Origin of the sequence: Halosimplex pelagicum (assembly GCF_013415905.1) — an archaeon.
In the GTDB taxonomy this organism is placed as follows: Archaea; Halobacteriota; Halobacteria; order Halobacteriales; family Haloarculaceae; genus Halosimplex; species Halosimplex pelagicum.
The window spans coordinates 1,512,770-1,528,096 of the sequence record NZ_CP058909.1; the positions used below are offsets into that span (position 1 = coordinate 1,512,770).

The 15,327-nt window shown below is 69.5% G+C and carries 22 protein-coding genes; 11 read left to right on the forward strand and 11 right to left on the reverse strand.

Annotated elements, in window-relative coordinates:
* Positions 1 to 60 precede the first annotated feature (60 nt).
* Both HZS54_RS07470 and HZS54_RS26435 read left to right on the forward strand, forming a co-directional pair.
* Positions 61 to 213 carry a hypothetical protein gene (locus HZS54_RS07470; protein WP_179921512.1) on the forward strand — a complete coding sequence of 51 codons (153 nt, stop codon included), beginning with the start codon at positions 61 to 63 and terminating at the stop codon, positions 211 to 213.
* A 37-nt stretch (positions 214 to 250) separates the two neighbouring features.
* Positions 251 to 385, forward strand: a complete 135-nt coding sequence (locus HZS54_RS26435; RefSeq protein ID WP_281377741.1) for a hypothetical protein — start codon at positions 251 to 253, stop codon at positions 383 to 385.
* 80 nt (positions 386 to 465) lie between these two features.
* Here HZS54_RS26435 and ftsY read toward each other — a convergent pair whose 3' ends face one another.
* From ftsY to rpl18a, 3 genes are read right to left on the reverse strand one after another with little or no spacing between them, the layout of a single operon-like run.
* A complete protein-coding gene (ftsY, locus tag HZS54_RS07475) occupies positions 466 to 1,716 on the reverse strand; it encodes a signal recognition particle-docking protein FtsY (protein ID WP_179921514.1) in 1,251 nt (416 codons plus the stop codon).
* 6 nt (positions 1,717 to 1,722) lie between these two features.
* Positions 1,723 to 2,187, reverse strand: coding sequence for a prefoldin subunit alpha (gene pfdA, locus HZS54_RS07480; protein ID WP_179921516.1), 465 nt, complete (start codon positions 2,185 to 2,187; stop codon positions 1,723 to 1,725).
* The gene (rpl18a, locus tag HZS54_RS07485; RefSeq protein ID WP_179921518.1) at positions 2,184 to 2,357 is read right to left on the reverse strand and encodes a 50S ribosomal protein L18Ae; all 174 of its coding nucleotides are present in this window, start codon (positions 2,355 to 2,357) and stop codon (positions 2,184 to 2,186) included. The genes pfdA and rpl18a overlap by 4 nt, the downstream gene beginning before the upstream one ends.
* A 169-nt stretch (positions 2,358 to 2,526) precedes the next feature.
* Between rpl18a and HZS54_RS07490 the strand changes: the two genes are divergently transcribed.
* Entirely contained in the window at positions 2,527 to 2,871 is a 345-nt protein-coding gene (locus tag HZS54_RS07490; protein ID WP_218927129.1) for a DUF7344 domain-containing protein, read from the forward strand.
* A gap of 10 nt (positions 2,872 to 2,881) precedes the next feature.
* On the opposite strand, the gene HZS54_RS07495 is transcribed toward HZS54_RS07490, so the two are convergent.
* The 3 genes from HZS54_RS07495 to HZS54_RS07505 are packed head-to-tail and all read right to left on the reverse strand — an operon-like array spanning position 2,882 to position 3,977.
* Positions 2,882 to 3,547 (reverse strand): translation initiation factor IF-6, encoded by a 666-nt coding sequence (locus HZS54_RS07495; protein WP_179921520.1) that lies wholly within the window; start codon positions 3,545 to 3,547, stop codon positions 2,882 to 2,884.
* Between the two features lie 2 nt (positions 3,548 to 3,549).
* The gene (locus HZS54_RS07500) at positions 3,550 to 3,828 is read right to left on the reverse strand and encodes a 50S ribosomal protein L31e (protein ID WP_179921522.1); all 279 of its coding nucleotides are present in this window, start codon (positions 3,826 to 3,828) and stop codon (positions 3,550 to 3,552) included.
* Positions 3,825 to 3,977, reverse strand: coding sequence for a 50S ribosomal protein L39e (locus HZS54_RS07505; protein ID WP_006882001.1), 153 nt, complete (start codon positions 3,975 to 3,977; stop codon positions 3,825 to 3,827). Before HZS54_RS07505 ends, HZS54_RS07500 begins: the two co-directional genes overlap by 4 nt.
* 258 nt (positions 3,978 to 4,235) lie before the next feature.
* Here HZS54_RS07505 and HZS54_RS07510 point away from each other — a divergent pair, with 258 nt between their 5' ends.
* On the forward strand, positions 4,236 to 4,742 hold the full coding sequence (locus HZS54_RS07510) for a hypothetical protein (protein WP_246391832.1): 507 nt from the start codon (positions 4,236 to 4,238) through the stop codon (positions 4,740 to 4,742).
* A gap of 39 nt (positions 4,743 to 4,781) precedes the next feature.
* On the opposite strand, the gene HZS54_RS07515 is transcribed toward HZS54_RS07510, so the two are convergent.
* Positions 4,782 to 5,609 (reverse strand): ZIP family metal transporter, encoded by an 828-nt coding sequence (locus HZS54_RS07515; protein WP_179921524.1) that lies wholly within the window; start codon positions 5,607 to 5,609, stop codon positions 4,782 to 4,784.
* 223 nt (positions 5,610 to 5,832) lie between these two features.
* On the opposite strand from HZS54_RS07515, the gene HZS54_RS07520 reads away from it, so the two are divergent.
* Entirely contained in the window at positions 5,833 to 6,150 is a 318-nt protein-coding gene (locus HZS54_RS07520; RefSeq protein WP_179921526.1) for a hypothetical protein, read from the forward strand.
* A 33-nt stretch (positions 6,151 to 6,183) separates the two neighbouring features.
* On the opposite strand, the gene thpR is transcribed toward HZS54_RS07520, so the two are convergent.
* The gene (gene thpR / locus HZS54_RS07525; RefSeq protein ID WP_179921528.1) at positions 6,184 to 6,741 is read right to left on the reverse strand and encodes an RNA 2',3'-cyclic phosphodiesterase; all 558 of its coding nucleotides are present in this window, start codon (positions 6,739 to 6,741) and stop codon (positions 6,184 to 6,186) included.
* A gap of 151 nt (positions 6,742 to 6,892) precedes the next feature.
* Here thpR and HZS54_RS07530 point away from each other — a divergent pair, with 151 nt between their 5' ends.
* The 3 genes from HZS54_RS07530 to HZS54_RS07540 all read left to right on the forward strand — a co-directional run bounded on the left by HZS54_RS07530 (position 6,893) and on the right by HZS54_RS07540 (position 9,603).
* Positions 6,893 to 7,756: a YkgJ family cysteine cluster protein gene (locus tag HZS54_RS07530; protein WP_179921530.1), complete on the forward strand. Its 864-nt coding sequence runs from the start codon at positions 6,893 to 6,895 to the stop codon at positions 7,754 to 7,756.
* 90 nt (positions 7,757 to 7,846) lie between these two features.
* Positions 7,847 to 8,797 carry an NAD(P)H-binding protein gene (locus HZS54_RS07535; RefSeq protein ID WP_179921532.1) on the forward strand — a complete coding sequence of 317 codons (951 nt, stop codon included), beginning with the start codon at positions 7,847 to 7,849 and terminating at the stop codon, positions 8,795 to 8,797.
* Complete coding sequence (locus tag HZS54_RS07540; protein WP_246391834.1) at positions 8,797 to 9,603, forward strand: DUF7530 family protein; 807 nt, start codon at positions 8,797 to 8,799, stop codon at positions 9,601 to 9,603. The genes HZS54_RS07535 and HZS54_RS07540 overlap by 1 nt, the downstream gene beginning before the upstream one ends.
* Here HZS54_RS07540 and HZS54_RS07545 read toward each other — a convergent pair.
* A complete protein-coding gene (locus tag HZS54_RS07545) occupies positions 9,587 to 9,754 on the reverse strand; it encodes a DUF5786 family protein (protein WP_246391836.1) in 168 nt (55 codons plus the stop codon). The genes HZS54_RS07540 and HZS54_RS07545 overlap by 17 nt on opposite strands.
* A gap of 171 nt (positions 9,755 to 9,925) precedes the next feature.
* On the opposite strand from HZS54_RS07545, the gene HZS54_RS07550 reads away from it, so the two are divergent.
* Complete coding sequence (locus tag HZS54_RS07550; protein WP_179921534.1) at positions 9,926 to 10,927, forward strand: DUF5784 family protein; 1,002 nt, start codon at positions 9,926 to 9,928, stop codon at positions 10,925 to 10,927.
* 52 nt (positions 10,928 to 10,979) lie between these two features.
* Here the strand turns inward: HZS54_RS07550 and HZS54_RS07555 are convergent, their stop codons facing one another.
* On the reverse strand, positions 10,980 to 11,186 hold the full coding sequence (locus HZS54_RS07555; RefSeq protein ID WP_179921536.1) for a hypothetical protein: 207 nt from the start codon (positions 11,184 to 11,186) through the stop codon (positions 10,980 to 10,982).
* Between the two features lie 81 nt (positions 11,187 to 11,267).
* On the reverse strand, positions 11,268 to 11,801 hold the full coding sequence (locus HZS54_RS07560; protein ID WP_179921538.1) for a DUF6789 family protein: 534 nt from the start codon (positions 11,799 to 11,801) through the stop codon (positions 11,268 to 11,270).
* Positions 11,802 to 11,934: 133 nt separating this feature from the next.
* Between HZS54_RS07560 and coxB the strand changes: the two genes are divergently transcribed.
* Together coxB and HZS54_RS07570 are read left to right on the forward strand one after the other, a co-directional pair.
* On the forward strand, positions 11,935 to 12,747 hold the full coding sequence (gene coxB / locus HZS54_RS07565; RefSeq protein ID WP_246391838.1) for a cytochrome c oxidase subunit II: 813 nt from the start codon (positions 11,935 to 11,937) through the stop codon (positions 12,745 to 12,747).
* On the forward strand, positions 12,744 to 15,326 hold the full coding sequence (locus HZS54_RS07570) for a cbb3-type cytochrome c oxidase subunit I (RefSeq protein WP_179921540.1): 2,583 nt from the start codon (positions 12,744 to 12,746) through the stop codon (positions 15,324 to 15,326). Before coxB ends, HZS54_RS07570 begins: the two co-directional genes overlap by 4 nt.
* Position 15,327 lies beyond the last annotated feature (1 nt).

A 15,327-nucleotide genomic window follows, 5' to 3' on the forward strand; every position in this document is an offset into this window, starting at 1 on the left:
GCGAAGGGTGCGTGGAGGTGCGTTTTTATATGGAAGGGGGCCTTGTGATCGAGCAACCGAATGAGCGACTCACAGAACGTGCAGGCGGTCGAAGAAGAGCAGGTCGAATCGGAAGACGAACGCGAGGTCGACACCTCACACCTCGACGACGTCGAAGACGGATGCGGCTGCGCCGAGGTGTGGGAACACCTCTCCGACGAGCGCGACGAGTAGGCCGGACGTTTATTCGCCGGCGGTTCGAACTGGATCCATGAGTGTCATCGGGGAGTTCCGGGTGCCGGCGGCGGTGTTTCTACTGGACGACGCGCTCGGGTCCGTCGGGGGGACGGTCACCGTCGAGCGGATGGTCGTCGACGGCGAGGGGCGCGTCGGCGTCGCGGACTGACCGGTCGAGCGCGCGGGCCGGCTGGCCGAGTCGGACTGGCCCGACGCGCTCGACGGCCGGGGCGACCCCCGAGCGCCGACCTACTCCTCGCCGATGAGTCGGTCGACGATGTCCTCGGGGTCGAACGGTTCGAGGTCGCCGTAGTCCTGCCCGGTGCCGAGAAAGAGGATCGGCTTGCCCGTGACGTGGGCGATGGAGATGGCCGCGCCGCCCTGCGGGTCGGCGTCGGCCTTCGTCAGGACGGCGCCGTCGATCTCCGCGGCGTCGTCGAACTCGCGGGCGCGGTTGACGGCGTCCTGGCCGGCGACGGCCTCGTCGACGAACAGCGTCATGTCCGGGTCGATGACCCGGTCGATCTTCGAGAGCTGGTCCATCAGGCCGTCGGAGGTGTGCAGGCGACCGGCGGTGTCGCCCAGCACCACGTCCACGTCGTTGGCCTTCGCGTACTCGACGGCGTCGTAGATGACCGCGGCGGGGTCCGACCCCTGCTCGTGGGAGATGACCCGCTTGTCCAGCGCCTCGGCGTGTTGCTGGAGCTGCTCGTTGGCGCCGGCGCGGTAGGTGTCGCCGTTGGCCAGCACCGCCGACAGCCCCCGCTGTTCGAAGTAGCGGGAGAGCTTGGCGATGGTCGTCGTCTTCCCGACGCCGTTGACGCCGGTGAAGATGATGACGACCGGCGCGTCGGCCTCGGCGACCCGCTCGTCGAAGTCGAACTGGCCGACGCTGATCACGTCGTACAGCGCCTCGCGAAGCGCGTCGCGGACGAGGTTGCCGGTCGAGGACAGCCGCCGGCGCGTGTCGCCGACGAGGTTCTCCTCGACGCCGTCGAGGATCTCCTGGGCGACGCCCATCTCCACGTCGCTCTGGAGCAAGGCGAGTTCGAGGTCGTCGAGGTGGTCCTGCAGGTCGTCCTCGTCGATGACCGTCTTGCCGGTCGCGAACAGTTTCGCCCGCTCGCCGAGGCTCCGACCGTCGTCGCCTTCCGCCTCGCTCTCGGCGTCCTCGGTTTCGGCGTCCTCCGGCTCGTCGCCGGCGTCGGCCGCTTCCTCGTCCGCGTCGGCCTCGGTTTCGAGCGCGTCGGGCTCGGCCCCGTCGGCGTCGCCCGCGTCCTCGGCATCGACCTCGGACTCGGCGTCCACCGCCTCCGCGGCGTCGGGGTCGTCGGTCGTCTCCGACGCTCCGTCCGCGGACGCGTCGCTGGACTCGGCCTCGTCGGGTTCGGCCCCGTCGGCGTCACCGTCGACCGCTTCCTCGTCGACCGCCTCGTCGTCGACGTCTTCCTCGACGTCGTCGCTGAAGCGGCCGAGCTTCTCTTTCAGTCCGTCGAACATCGGGCCTTACTCGTCGTCCTGCTGCTGCATCTGCTGCATCTGCTGCATCTGCTGTTGCTGCATCTGCTGGGCCTGCTGTTCGAGCTCCTCGCTCTCGGTCTCCAGCTCGGCGATGTCCGAGCGGATCTCCTCGATGCGCTCGTCGAGGGTGTCCTGCTTGTTCTCGAGGATATCGACGGCGTCGTCCTGCTCCTGCTCGGCGGCGTAGCCGGCGCCGAACTCGACGATGACCTCGTCGATGTCCTGGATCTCCGCGCGGAGGAACGCGTCGCCGCCCAGCGGCACCTGCACGGTGTCGCCGGACTCGATGGCCCCGATGGCCTCCATGGCCTCGTTCATCTCCTGTTTCTCGTCCTGAAGCCCGGTGATCTCCTCCTCCATGGCCTCGATCTGCTCCTCGATCTGCTCGATCTCCTGGGCGATCTGCTGGAGTTGCTGCTGGCCGCCGCCGCCGCCACCACCGAGGCTCATGCGTCGACCCCCTCGATCTCGACCTGCGTGCGCTTGAGTCCGTGCTTCGAGCCGAACTCCGCGAGGACGTGCTCGCGCGCGACGTTCTCGTTTACCGCCTCGATCGACTTCTCGAAGGACTGCCAGCCGTCTCGGGCATTCCACTGCCCGGTGACTGTGAACTCACTCATGTGTCCCGCTGGGAGAGCGAGCGGGAAGTACCTTCCGCAACGAACTCTCGCCGCCGCCACCGCGTCCGTCGAACACCGACTCCGACGGCCCCGCCGGTCGCGCTCGCTCGCGATCCACGATAATAGATCCGAGACAATATTTATATATGACTGTCACGAACCGTCGCGCATGATGGGGGCTTCGAAGGTGTTCGGGTTGCTGGCCGACGACCGGCGACGGCGGCTCTTGCTGGTGCTGTGCGAGAAGGAGTCAGTGAGTCTGCCCGACGCCGTCCGGACGCGGGGGGACACGGCGCGGCCATCGACGGGCGGCGACCGCGACCGGTCGGGGTCGCGGCGTCGGGCGACGGTTCGGCTGTACCACGCCGACCTGCCGAAACTGGCGGCCGCGGACCTGATCGAGTGGGACCGGGACGCCGAAACCGTCAGTCGCGGGTCGCGGTTCGAGGAGGTCGAGCCGATGCTGGACGTGCTCGGCGACAACGCCGCGCAGGTCCCGCAGGAGATCCTCTGACCGGCGCGGGCTAGTCGATGTAGCCCAGCGCCGACTCGATGCGACCCAGCTCCGGACCGGTGGTGTCCTGGCCGACGACGTAGCCGTGGTCGTTGGCGACCAGACCCGACCCGACCAGCGGGGCGCCGTAGTTGACGGTGCCGATGTCGGCGGGCACGTCCAGCAACTCCTCGAGGAAGTCCAGTTCCGCGTCGGTCGCGTCGGGGTGACAGAGCACGCCGTCATTGGTCGCGACGGCGGCGGTCCCGACGGTGCGCGACCCGGCGAGGACGCCCTGCTCGACGGGGACCTCCAGGGCGTCCGCAACGGCGTCGACGGCCGACTCGGAGAGGTCGGGGTGGACGTAGGCGCCGCTGTCGTTGGCGAGGACGACGTTGCCGGCGGCGTTGATCCGGCCGGGCAGTTCGCTGACGCGGAGCCCGGTCGCCTCGGCGATCGCGTCGCGCTCGCGCTCGCGGACGCGGCTGCTGACGAGCAGCCCGTTGCCGTTGCCGGTCGCCAGCGCGCCGACGGTACCCGAGCCGCCGACGGTCGTCGGGACCGCCGAGACCCCGAGTTCGTCGGCCAGGTCCTCGCGGAGGTCCTCGTCCACGTCGGGGCGGACGAGCAGACAGTCGTCGGTCGCGCGTGCGAAGACACCGACGTACGCCGAACCGGAGAAGGCCGCGCGGAGCAAGTCTACTCTGCGGTCTCGGCTTCGACGACGTGCTCGCCCTCTTCCTCGAAGCGGGCCGCACGGACGCGGAGCTTTCGCGGCGGGTTCGAGCGACCGTTCGCCCAGACCGCCTCGTTGATCGAGGGGTCCAGACGGATGGCGTCGCCGTCGACGGCGAAGTGCTTGGCGAGGTGCTCGCGGACGATGGCCATGGCCTTGTCGGCCTGCTCCTCGTTGGGCGCGGCCTTCACGTCGCGGAGCGGGACGGTCACGACCCGCTCCTCGAAGTCACCGGCGCTCATTCGTCCGTGTCGCTACGGCGCCAGTGGCGCCGCTTCGGGTTGCGTTCGACGTTGCGGTCCGTCTTGAGCATGACCCACGGCGGAACGCGCGTGTTCTGGCGCTCGAGTTTCCCCAGGCGCTTCTTCTTGGATTTCGACTTCTTACCCATAGTGTCACCCCCTTCCGCCCCGGCGCTTAAATTCCTGTTCCTTTCGGCCGCGACCGTTCACCGCCCGACGACGGCGCCGTCCCCGGTCGCTCACCCCCCTATCCGTTCGTTCCGGCCTTCGCCTCCTGCTCGTTCTCCCCGGGTGTTCTCCCCGGTCGTCGGACGCCGGAGTCGCGCCGCGGAGCGCCCGAACCGTCGGCTATCAGGTGTGATTCTCCGGGCCGAGTCTCTTTATAGCAGTATTCGTCTCCCGTAGGTATGCATCGGCGAGCGCTGCTGTCTACGGCCGCGGTGGCGGTCGCGGGCGGTGCGGCGGGCTGTGTCGGCGGCGGCGAGGTGGTGGCGACCGTCCAGCGGTCGGTCTCGGTCCGCCCCGGTCAGGGGTGGATCGAAGAGCTCCCGGACGTGTCGGACCCGGGCGGCGCGATCCGCTATCGGGCGAAGGCCGACCGGCCGTTCGACGTGTACTTCTTCGCGAGCGAGGAGTCGCTCATGTTCTACGACACGTACACGGACGGGAACGAGCCGGCGCTGACGCCGAAGGGCGACGGCGATGTCGGCGCGAACGCCGAGGAAGTCGCCGAGGACGCCTACGTCGCCGAGAGCCGCGACGGCGGGGCGCGACAGCCGATCGACGACGCCGGCCCGTACTACTTCGTCGTCGACCACTCGGGGTATCGCGAGGAGAACCCGCCGAGATCGGAGCAGCCGTCGCCGCTCGACGTGTTCGTGGATCTGACGGTCACCCGCCGAAAGCTTATCTGACGAGCAGTCGGTCCCGTCGGGGCGGCCGGGCGGCCACGCTCACGCGAACGCGAGCGGGACCATGAGGAGAACGCCCGCGGTGATCCCGCCGAGGAGTTCCCGACGGCCGCCGCCGGGCAGGTCCGACCCCCGCTCCAGCGCCTCGGGGACGAACTCCGTCGCGACGAGGTAGACCATCGCGCCCGCGGCGAACCCGAAGCCGAACGGGAGCAAGCGCTCGGCCAGTGTCACGAAGTAGTAGGCGACCACGGCGCCCAGCGGCTGGGGCAGGCTGGAGAACACCGCCCACCACACCATCCGCCACTCGCCGACGCCCATCGACCGCAGCGGGATGGAGACCGCCACGCCCTCGGGGACGTTGTGGATCGAGATGGCGACGGTCATGAACACCGCCAGGACCGGCAGCGTCAGTCCACCGAGCGCGACCGTCGACAGGCTCGGGTCGTCGATCCCCAGCTCGGCGAAGGAGACGCCGACCGCGACGCCCTCCGGAAAGCTATGGACCGTCAGGATCCCGAGGATGAGCACGAGCTTCCTGAAGTCGGCCTCCTCGTACTCCTTCGGGTGGAATTCGGCGTCTTCCAGCAGTTCGTGAGCGACGACCACCAGCAGGACGCCGACGAGCACGCCCGGGCCGACGGCGACCGCGGCGTCGACGGGACCGCCGTCGACGACCGCGATCCCCTCCCGTATCAGCCCGAACAGCGACGCCGCCACCATGATGCCCGAGGCGAGCCCCCACAGCACCACGTTCCACCGGTCGGAGATGTCCTCGACCAGGAAGAAGGGGAGCGCGCCCAGTCCCGTCGCCAGCGCCGTCAGCAGCCCCGCGACGAACACCAGCGCGAAATTTCCGAGGTCGGCCATCCGTACCCGAACCTACGCCGAGCCCGTCCTTAATAGTTATCACGAATCTGACTATTTTTGGGAGACCTAAAGCGGACGGCTCCCGCGGACCACCGACCGGATCGGCGCCGCGACGCCGTCGATCCCGGTGTGCCACGCCGTGGTTAATGTACCTTATACGCACTATGAACATTCGAACTCCTATGCGGTGAAATATAAATACTGGTTCGCTGAATAAAACAGTATGTCAACGACCGAGACGCGAACGACCGACGTGAAGGCGGACGCGGAAGCGGGGGACGCGGGGGAAGCGGGGAAAGCGGGGAAGACGGGAGCACGGCCCCACAGGGTCGTCGACCCGATGGGTGCGACCGGCCGGATGACCGTCGAGACGCCGGAGGGGGACGAGCGGACGGTCGTCGGTTGTCTGGACGGGCTCGTCGCGGGGCGACTCGACGGGACGGCGCCCGGCTCGACCGTCCGGATGGAACTCTCGCCCGCCGCCGACGGCGAGGGGTACGTCGCCGCGCGCGTCCTCCCCGGCGGCCTCCCCGCGCTGTAACGGTCGCCCTCGGACTCGAACCGCGCCCGCCCGCTACAGCGGGAACCGCTCGACGGTGTCGTACGTCGGCCCGTCGGGCCCCAGCACGCTCTCTTTCAGCCGGATCTCCTCGACCGCGAGCCGCCCCGCGTCGGGGTCGCTCTCGCGGACCGTCTCCTGGACCAGTTCCTTCCCGCCGGCGTGGTCCATCCGGGCTATCGTGACGTGGGGCGTGAACTCGTGGTCCTCGGCGTCGAACCCCATCGCCGTCGTCCGCTCCTCGACGGCTTCGTGCAGGCGCGTCAGCTCCTCGCCCCCCGAGCGCGTCCCGACCCAGACCACGCTGATGTAGTCGAGAGCCGGGAAGACGCCCAGGCCGTCGAACTCGCACTCGAAGGGATCGACGCCGGCGTCGTCGACCGCCGCCGCGAGTTCGTCCGTGAGTTCGTCGAGCCGGTCGGGGTCGGTGTCGCCGAGGAATTTGAGTGTGACGTGGGCCCCCTCGGGGTCGGTGAAGTTCAGGCCCGACGCCCCCGCGAACCGCTCCTGGACGGCCACCACCTCGTCGGCGAGCCCGTCGAGGTCGACGCCGACGAACAGTCGCTTGCCCATGTTCGCCCGTCGGCCCGCTCGCGCCTTCAGCCTTCGGTGGCCCGGTATCCGACGCTCGGTACAGCGGTCTACGCGGTTGACGGCCCCCACGGCTCGGACACCGCGGCCGGTTCGGACGCGGCCTTTTGACCGTCGGCGCCCAAGCGCGACCATGGAGGTGAACTGCGAGGGGTGTGCCGGTTGCTGTCTCGACTGGCGCGCGCTGGCGCCCGACGACGCCGACCACGGCCACGAGCGCCGCGGGCGCTACCGGCCGCTCGACGATATCGACAACCTCGCGCCGGTGTCGAGCGACGAGGTTCGGACGTTCCTCGACGAGGGTCTCGCGGGCGCGCTCGTCGCCCGCCTGTTCCGCATCGACGACGGCCCGAGCGTCGCCGTCGGCGGCGTCGAGGTCGCCGCCCTCGGCGGTCGCCCCGCCTTCCTCGTCGGCCTGCGGAAGGTCCCCAAACCCGTCGCGCCCTTCGGCGCCGAGCCCCGCTGGCTCCCGACCTGTGCCTTCCTCGACCCGGCGACGCTCCAGTGTCGCGTCCACGACAGCGACGTCTACCCCGGGACTTGCTCGACCTATCCCGGTGACAACCTCGCGCTCGACGCCGAGACGGAGTGCGAACGCGTCGAGCGCGCCCACGGCGGCGAGCGGCTGGTCGACGGCGACCCGCCCGCCGGCGCCGACCCGGTTCTGGGACCGGGGGCAGTGGGCGCGCGTGTGTTCGCCCACCCCGACGCCGAGCGGGTCGAGGGCGCGGTCGAACGGCTCGCGGCGGGCGAGGCGACGCGGGCCGACCACGCCGAGTTCGTCGCCGTCGCCGCCGCCTCCAGCCCGGGGACGCTCGCCGTCAGCGACGAGCGCTACGAGCGAGCGCGCGAGCGAGCGCTCGACTCGGCGTCGTGGGTCGACAGCGCCGTCGCGGAGTGGACCGACCGCGCCGACGACGAGCCGCCCGAGCCCGCGGCCGCCGCGACCGTCGAGGGCGACCGAGGCGCGCCAGAGACGCCCGGGTGGGACGACTGAGCCGTCGATCGGGTGGACGGGCGGACAGGGGTCGGACGGACGGGCGCCATCGGCTCGGGTCGTTAAGGGGATACGGTCCCTGGGACGGGTATGCACGTGCTCGTCACGGGGGCGACGGGGTTCGTCGGCGGGCGACTGGTCCCCGCCCTGACCGGCGCCGGCCACGAGGTGCGGGCGCTGGTCCGGGACCCGTCGGCCTACGACCCGCCGCCGGGCGTCGAGGTGGTTCAGGGCGACCTGCTCGAACCCGGCACGCTCGCGCCCGCCTTCGAAGGGATCGATGCCGCCTACTACCTCGTCCACTCGATGCGGGCGGGCGACGACTTCGAGGAGCGCGACCGCAGCGCGGCCAGTAACTTCGCCGCGGTCGCGAGCGACGCGGGCGTCGAGCGGGTCGTCTACCTCGGCGGGCTCGGCGAGGACGGCGACGACCTCTCGCCGCACCTCCGCTCCCGACGGGAGGTCGAGATGATCCTCGCCGACGCCGACTACGCGCTGACGACGCTGCGGGCGGCGGTCATCGTCGGCGACGGCAGCGCGAGCTTCCGGATGGTCCGCCAGCTCGTCCGCCGCCTGCCGCTGATGGTCACGCCCCGCTGGGTGACGAACGAGTGCCAGCCAATCGCCGTCGACGACGTGGTCGCGTACCTCGTCGGCGTCCTCGACGCGCCGGCGACGGCCGGCGAGACGTACGGTATCGGCGGGCCCGACGTGTTGACCTACCGCGAGATGCTCGCCCGGACCGCCGAGGCGATGGGTCGGCCGCGGCCGCTGATCCTCTCGGTGCCCGTCCTCACGCCGAAACTCTCCTCGTACTGGATCGGGCTCGTGACCGACGTGCCGACCGCCGTGGCGCGCCCGCTCGTCCTCGGGCTGAAGAACCCGGTGGTCGTCACCGACGACGCCATCCGCGACCACGTCCCCGTCGAGCTGACGACGTTCGACGACGCCGTTCGGAAGGCGCTCGCGCCCGACGCGGGGGCGCCCAGGCCCGCCCCCGGCGGGAGCCCGACGGCCGGCGAGCGCGGAGGGCGGCGCTGATGGGCGCCGATCCGGCGCCCGACGACGCGGCCGGCGACCGCCCGTCCGGCGACTCGGCTCCCGACGACGCCGCGACCGACCGCCTCGTCCCGGAGTACGGCGAGACGTGGGTGTACGAGAGCATCTTCGGCGCGCTCCCGGGGATCGACATCTCCGAGCGCCTGGCGCTGGCGATCCAGTTCTCGCTGTTCGAGGCCGGGGTCCTGATACTGGCGTGGTACTACGGCCTCGCGGACGGCGCCGTCGCCGGGACCGCCGCGGTGGTCGTCGCCACCGCCGGCAGCGTCGAGATGCTCCGGATCAGCAAACACGTCCGCCGGGCCGACCCGCCCGAGCCCTACCGCCGGCTCCTCTTCGGCTCCAGCATCGAGGTCGTCCTCGGCGTGCTGGCGTTCGTCGCCCTGCTGACCTACCTGTTCGTCGTCGACCCGCGCTCGGCCCGCCCGCTCGTGACCGACCTGCTCGGGCCCGAGCCGCCGCTGGCCGCGACGTATCTCACCCTCCTGGTCCTCTGGGACGTGTGCTACCGCATCGGCACCGGCTGGTGGGCCAGCGTCGCCGCGCTGTGGCGGTCGGTCCGCTTCCGGTTCTCCCCCGAGCAGACCCGCGCGCTGGCCCGCGCCGACCTGGAGACGATGGGCTTCGGCGTCCTCCAGCTGCTGCTCGTCCCCTTCCTGGTCGACCACACGGTCCTGCTGGTCGCCGTCGTCGGCCACGTCCTCGCGGTCGCGACCGTCACGACGCTGTCGCTGGTCGTCCTCTACAGCCGCACAGAAGGGGCCGACGCGATCACTTCATCTCCCTGAACTGGTCGAGTAGCTCCTCCGTCGACTCCTCGCTGTCGTACTCCACCTCGCCGCGGTACTCCGTCCGTCGGTCGTCGTCGCTCACCTCGACTTCGCTGTTCTTGCGCTCCCGGCGTTCATGCTCCACTTCGTCGTATGCACCCATCGACATTGTGTATCACACCCACACTTGTGAGCTAACGCGTATCAATGTAACGGTCGGTGCGATTATACGTCGAGCGGCGTCGATCCGGCCGAGACGGACGATTTCGGTCGGCGGCTCCGGCGGTCGAACGGGCGGCGAGTCCGAACAGTGTATACCACTGGCGGTCTCCCTTTCGATATGGCCGGACCGGTTCGCTTTCGGCGGTCGACCGGGCGCTGGGACGAGGACAGGGTCAGGCGGGACCTGCTCGCCCCGCTCGACGACCGCTTCGGCGCCCGACTGACGACGCCGAAGATCGACGGCCCGCGCGGGTACCGCGCCCGCCGGCTGGAGATGGACAACGGCGACCTCGCGCTGTTCGCCTGGAACGACGACGGTGCTTACTGGCTTGGCAACACCGAGACGCCCGAGACGCTGTGGCGCACCGACAAGGAGACCTTCGACGAGGCGCCCTTCGAGGTGGCCCGCTGGGCCCAGCGTGAACTCACCTACGACCTGCAGCGCCAGGCCCCCTGGCTCGCCGCCTACGAGTACGTCTCGTGGTTCTTCCTCCCTGTCCTCTTCTCGAAGGACGGCCGGGAGACCACCCGCGCCTTCTTCGACCGCGACGCCGCGGGCTTCCCCGACGCCACCCGCGAGGAGAGCCTGGAGTTCTACGAGCGCCTGCTCGCGACCGGCGTCCTCGACGACCACCGCTACACGATGGCAGCCAAGCTCGGCACCAGCGAGCGCGACGAGTTCGCCCGCATGCGCGCCACCATGGGCGAGTTCGACGCCGCCAAACTGCTGGCCGACGCAGCGATTCCGTTCGTCCCCGAGTCCGAACAGGACTCGGGCCACGCGCTCGATTTCGCCGTCGAGACACCGGGGGGCGAGCGCCTCGTCGAAGTCACCCGCCCGATGGCGCCCCGCAATCGCCCCGCCGGCACCGCCATCGCCGCGCTACGGCGCACTGTCGACTCCAAGACCCGCGACCAGCTCGCCATCCACGACGACGCCGTCCTCCTCGTCGACTGCACCTCCTTCCGCGACGACGAGTGGAACCCCATCCGCGCCGAGCGCCCCTCCGTCGGCTACCAGCCCACCGTCGTCTTCCGCTACCGCCCCGACGGCCGCTGCGAGGGGTATCGCCACGGCGACGTGCCGCTCGACCTCGACGCCGCCATCGAGTGGGTGTAGCGGCCCGACTTCTCGGAGCGAGCGCGTCGAGAGATCTCTCGAACGCCGCCGTTCACTCGCCGCGGTTCCAGGCGCTCGGCTCCATGCCGATGGCCTTGACGACGGGGCGGTACAGCGCGACGATGACGACGACGACGGCGAGTTCCAGCCAGAACCCGAGCTCGCCGACGGCGGCGCGGACGACGCCGAGGACGACCGTGACGATGACGACGATGACGAGGTAGTGCGCGACGAGTTCGAGGATCTGATCCCTGTCCATGGTGGAGCTACGGACCCGGGGGACAAAAGCGGCGGTCTCGCGGCCGACGCGTCCGTCGGTCCCGCGGCGCCGTTCGCGCGCTCAGACCAGCGTGTCGGGGCGCGTCGAGAGGTACTCGAAGACGGCGCCGAGGCCGACCCCGTAGACCCAGTGGGCGACGAGCGTGACGGCGAGGTAGCCGACCAGCGCGACGCCGGCGTAGCCGTCGTAGAACGCGAAGACGAACCCGGTCCACAGCGCCGTCCCGAAGTAGACGCCGTGGACGGGGTCGCGCCCGCCGGGCAGGTAGTCCTTGAGCGAGGCGAACAGCAGCGGCCAGGGGAACATCCCGGCGAGGACGAACAGCACGTAGCCGGCGGTCACCGGCGGGAACAGCCCCTCCAGACCGACCATCTCGGTGACCGTCGCGAACGACGCCCGCGTGAACACGCCGAAGCTCTCGCCGATGAGCAGGACGACCGTCATCAGCGCCGTCCCGACCAGCCCCCCGGCCGCGCCGACGACGCCGTCCGCGACGATGCCGAACAGCCGGTCGAACTCGTCGTCGACCACCGTCGGGTCGTCGAACTCCTCCCCCTCGACTGTCCCCTCCTCCAGCTCCCGTGTGTCTACCATGCCATCACGTACCACTCGACCGGGCAAAAAACCCCCGGCGGATATAGCAGGGGCCGAACCGGTTCGGCGTACTAAAAAATGCGTGTCAACACGCCCCAAACGATAAGACCGGGTGGGTCGTTGGTGATCGAATATGGTAGATGTTGGTGGCGCGGTGGCCGGCGACACCGTCCTGGCGGGGGCCAGCGGGATCCGGGCGCCGGCGGAGGTGTTCAACAGCATCTTCGTCGCCTTCCTCGGACTGGGAACGCTGGTCGGGGTCGTCGTCATCTCGTACACGCTGTACAACGCCTACAGGTACCGCTATCGCGAGGACGAGGACCCCGCGCCCGACGTGGACCGGCCGGAGGTCGGCGAACTCCCGGAGGGCGGCGGCAAGGGCAAGAAGCTCTTCCTCTCGTTCGGAATCAGCGCGTTCATCGTCCTCTCGCTCGTGATCTGGACGTACGCGTCGCTGCTGTACGTCGAGGGCAAGCCGACGGAAGTCCAGCAGAACGGGGGTGACGTGATGACGGTGGAGGTCGACGGGTTCCGCTTCGGCTGGCAGTTCACCTACCCCAACGGTGCCCAGGCCAGCACCCTCCGGGTCCCGACGGACACGGTGATCAACCTCTCGGTGACGTCCCAGGACGTGTTCCACAACTTCGGCATACCCGACCTACGCGCGAAGGCCGACGCGATCCCCGGCCAGACGACGAACGCGTGGTTCGTCGCCGACGATCCCGGGACGTACCAGGCCAACTGCTACGAGATCTGCGGCGAGGGCCACTCCGGCATGACCGCGCAGGTCGAGGTGATGAACGAGTCGGCCTTCGACGAGTGGTACGCGACCACGGAGCCGGCGAACGCGAGCGCGTCGAACGGGACCGCGACGGCGAGCGACGGGACCGCGAGTAACGCGACGGCGAGCGCGCTCGCTCCCGCACACGCGGGAGGTGCGCCATGAGTCACGGCGAGGCCGGCGGTCACGAGTTCCCGCCGATGAGCTCGGTCAAGCGGTGGTTCGTCACGACCAACCACAAGGACATCGGCATCCTCTACACGATCACCGCCCTCTTTTTCCTCGTCCTCGGCGGCGTGCTCGCGATGCTGATGCGCGTCCAGCTGTGGTCGCCCGGCGGGGGCATCCTCAGCGCCGGCGCGTACAACCAGGCCGTCTCCGCGCACGGCCTGCTGATGGTCTTCTGGTTCATCTCCCCGTTCGCCTTCGGGTTCGCCAACTACCTCGTCCCCCTGCAGATCGGCGCCGACGATCTGGCGTTCCCGCGGCTCAACGCGATGAGCTACTGGGCGTATCTGTTCTCGGGGCTGCTCTTTATCGCCTCCTTCTTCCAGGGCGGCACGTTCGACGGCGGCTGGACGATGTACGCGCCCCTGAACCTCCCGACGTACATGCCCAACATCGGCGGGACGACCGTCGTGCTGGCGCTGATCATGTTCGTCGCCGCGGTGACGATGGGGTCGGTCAACTTCCTGACGACGATGTACCGCATGCGCGCCGAGGGGCTGCGGATGCGCGACCTGCCGATGTTCTCGATGTCGATCCTGCTGACGGTGTGGATGATGCTCTTTGCCTTCGCCGCCCTGCTGGCGGCGCTGATGATCCTCGCCGCCGAGCGCCTCTTCGGGGTCACCTACTTCGCCGCCGAGGGCGGGACGCTGCTGTGGACCCACCTGTTCTGGTTCTTCGGCCACCCCGAGGTGTACATCGTCTTCTTCCCGGCGCTTGGCATCATGGCCGAGTGCTTCCAGACGTTCACCGGCCAGCGCATCGTCGGCCGCAAGTGGTTCGTCCTCGCGATGGTGCTCGTCGCGCTCCAGAGCTTCGTCGTCTGGATGCACCACATGTTCCTCACCGGGATCAACCTGGAGATCAAGACGCTGTTCATGGTCACGACCATCGGCATCTCCCTCCCCTTCGACCTGATGGTCTTCTCGCTGATCTACACGATGATCAAGGGCCGAATCAGGTTCACCACCCCCTTCCTCTTCTCGCTCGGCGCGCTGATACTGTTCATCATCGGCGGGATCACCGGCGTGTTCCTCGGCGCGGTCGTGCTCGACTACGAGTTCCGGGGCACCTACTGGGTCGTCGCGCACTTCCACTACGTGATGGTCGGCGGCGCGACGGGCCTGTTCGCCGGCGTCTACTACTGGTTCCCGAAGATGACCGGCCGGATGTACGACGAGTTCCTGGGCAAGGTCCACTTCGCGCTCTATTTCGTCGGGTTCAACCTCCTCTACTTCCCGCTGTTCGTCGCCTGGGAGACCCCGCGGCGGGTGTTCGACTACGCGCCCGGCCTCACCAGCTGGCATCAGGTCGCCTCGGTCGGTGGGTTCATCCTCGGGGCCTCCTTCCTCGTCATGTTCTACAACCTGTTCAAGAGCATGGCGACGGGCGAGGAGGTCGGCGACAACCCCTGGGAGTACTCCACCACCGCGGAGTGGGCGGTCTCCTCGCCGCCGCCGCTGGAGAACTTCCCCGGGAAACCCAGCTACGCCGGCGGGAAACTCACCTTCCGCGACGAGCCCGAACTGACCGCCGACGGCAGCGGCGACGACGAACCCGCGGGCGATCCCTCGGCGGACGCCGCCGCGTCGACCGACGGCGGGACCACGACACCGGACGGCGGCGTCCGCGCGGAAGGGGCCACGGCCAGCCGCGGAACGGGGCTCGTGAGCGGACCGGCGAGCGCGACGCCGGCGGCGGCCGGCACCGGCGCCGCCCACGGCGACGAACGCCACGCCGACCACGCGAGCTTCTGGCCGTTCGTGGTCTGTTTCGCCGGCTTCCTCACCTTCCTCGGCGTTTCGGGAGTCCAGAGCGGCGGCGCCTACCTCGGCCTGACCGCGGTCGGCGGCGTCCTCAGCGCGGTCGGGTTCGTCGGCCTCGCCAACGAGTCCTTCTACGTCCCCGAGCCCACGGTCGCGGAACAGTGGCCGTTCGGCGGCGTCGAGAACATGAAGCTAGGGATGTGGACGTTCCTGGCCTCCGACGTGGTCCTGTTCGGCGGGTTCGTCGGCTCGTACCTGTTCCTGCGGGTCGCCAACGGCTGGATGCACTGGCACCACGCGTTCATCCCCGAGGCCCACGTCACGTTCCCCGGCCTGGTCAACACGTACCTGCTGCTGGCGAGCAGTTTCGCGGTCGTGCTCTCCTTAGTCGCCGCCCACAGGAACTCCAGCCGGGGCGTCGTCGCCAGCCTCACCGTGACGTGGCTGCTCGGCGTCGGCTTCCTGATCAACAAGGGCATGGAGTGGCAGCACCTGTTCCACATCTCGACGGAGGCGTTCCCGAACGGCTGGAACGTGGGGACGAACGTCGCTTCCTCGACGTTCTATCTCACGACGGGGCTCCACGGCGCCCACGTCGTCGTCGGCCTGGTCATGCTCCTGTACATGATCCCGCGAGCCTGGAAGGGGGCGTACCTCGACGACGACTCCAGCCTGGAGTACTTCGGGCTGTACTGGCACTTCGTCGACATCGTCTGGCTGTTCCTGTTCCCGCTGTTCTACATCCTGTAAC

Excerpts from the sequence above, each read along its gene's own strand:
- HZS54_RS07470 (WP_179921512.1), top strand. The coding sequence starts at position 61 with ATGAGCGACTCACAGAACGTGCAGGCGGTCGAAGAAGAGCAGGTCGAA.
- HZS54_RS26435 (WP_281377741.1), top strand. The coding sequence starts at position 251 with ATGAGTGTCATCGGGGAGTTCCGGGTGCCGGCGGCGGTGTTTCTACTG.
- ftsY (WP_179921514.1), bottom strand. The coding sequence starts at position 1,716 with ATGTTCGACGGACTGAAAGAGAAGCTCGGCCGCTTCAGCGACGACGTC.
- pfdA (WP_179921516.1), bottom strand. The coding sequence starts at position 2,187 with ATGAGCCTCGGTGGTGGCGGCGGCGGCGGCCAGCAGCAACTCCAGCAG.
- rpl18a (WP_179921518.1), bottom strand. The coding sequence starts at position 2,357 with ATGAGTGAGTTCACAGTCACCGGGCAGTGGAATGCCCGAGACGGCTGG.
- HZS54_RS07490 (WP_218927129.1), top strand. The coding sequence starts at position 2,527 with ATGATGGGGGCTTCGAAGGTGTTCGGGTTGCTGGCCGACGACCGGCGA.
- HZS54_RS07500 (WP_179921522.1), bottom strand. The coding sequence starts at position 3,828 with ATGAGCGCCGGTGACTTCGAGGAGCGGGTCGTGACCGTCCCGCTCCGC.
- HZS54_RS07505 (WP_006882001.1), bottom strand. The coding sequence starts at position 3,977 with ATGGGTAAGAAGTCGAAATCCAAGAAGAAGCGCCTGGGGAAACTCGAG.
- HZS54_RS07510 (WP_246391832.1), top strand. The coding sequence starts at position 4,236 with ATGCATCGGCGAGCGCTGCTGTCTACGGCCGCGGTGGCGGTCGCGGGC.
- HZS54_RS07515 (WP_179921524.1), bottom strand. The coding sequence starts at position 5,609 with ATGGCCGACCTCGGAAATTTCGCGCTGGTGTTCGTCGCGGGGCTGCTG.
- HZS54_RS07520 (WP_179921526.1), top strand. The coding sequence starts at position 5,833 with ATGTCAACGACCGAGACGCGAACGACCGACGTGAAGGCGGACGCGGAA.
- thpR (WP_179921528.1), bottom strand. The coding sequence starts at position 6,741 with ATGGGCAAGCGACTGTTCGTCGGCGTCGACCTCGACGGGCTCGCCGAC.
- HZS54_RS07530 (WP_179921530.1), top strand. The coding sequence starts at position 6,893 with ATGGAGGTGAACTGCGAGGGGTGTGCCGGTTGCTGTCTCGACTGGCGC.
- HZS54_RS07535 (WP_179921532.1), top strand. The coding sequence starts at position 7,847 with ATGCACGTGCTCGTCACGGGGGCGACGGGGTTCGTCGGCGGGCGACTG.
- HZS54_RS07540 (WP_246391834.1), top strand. The coding sequence starts at position 8,797 with ATGGGCGCCGATCCGGCGCCCGACGACGCGGCCGGCGACCGCCCGTCC.
- HZS54_RS07545 (WP_246391836.1), bottom strand. The coding sequence starts at position 9,754 with ATGTCGATGGGTGCATACGACGAAGTGGAGCATGAACGCCGGGAGCGC.
- HZS54_RS07550 (WP_179921534.1), top strand. The coding sequence starts at position 9,926 with ATGGCCGGACCGGTTCGCTTTCGGCGGTCGACCGGGCGCTGGGACGAG.
- HZS54_RS07555 (WP_179921536.1), bottom strand. The coding sequence starts at position 11,186 with ATGGACAGGGATCAGATCCTCGAACTCGTCGCGCACTACCTCGTCATC.
- HZS54_RS07560 (WP_179921538.1), bottom strand. The coding sequence starts at position 11,801 with ATGGTAGACACACGGGAGCTGGAGGAGGGGACAGTCGAGGGGGAGGAG.
- coxB (WP_246391838.1), top strand. The coding sequence starts at position 11,935 with ATGGTAGATGTTGGTGGCGCGGTGGCCGGCGACACCGTCCTGGCGGGG.
- HZS54_RS07570 (WP_179921540.1), top strand. The coding sequence starts at position 12,744 with ATGAGTCACGGCGAGGCCGGCGGTCACGAGTTCCCGCCGATGAGCTCG.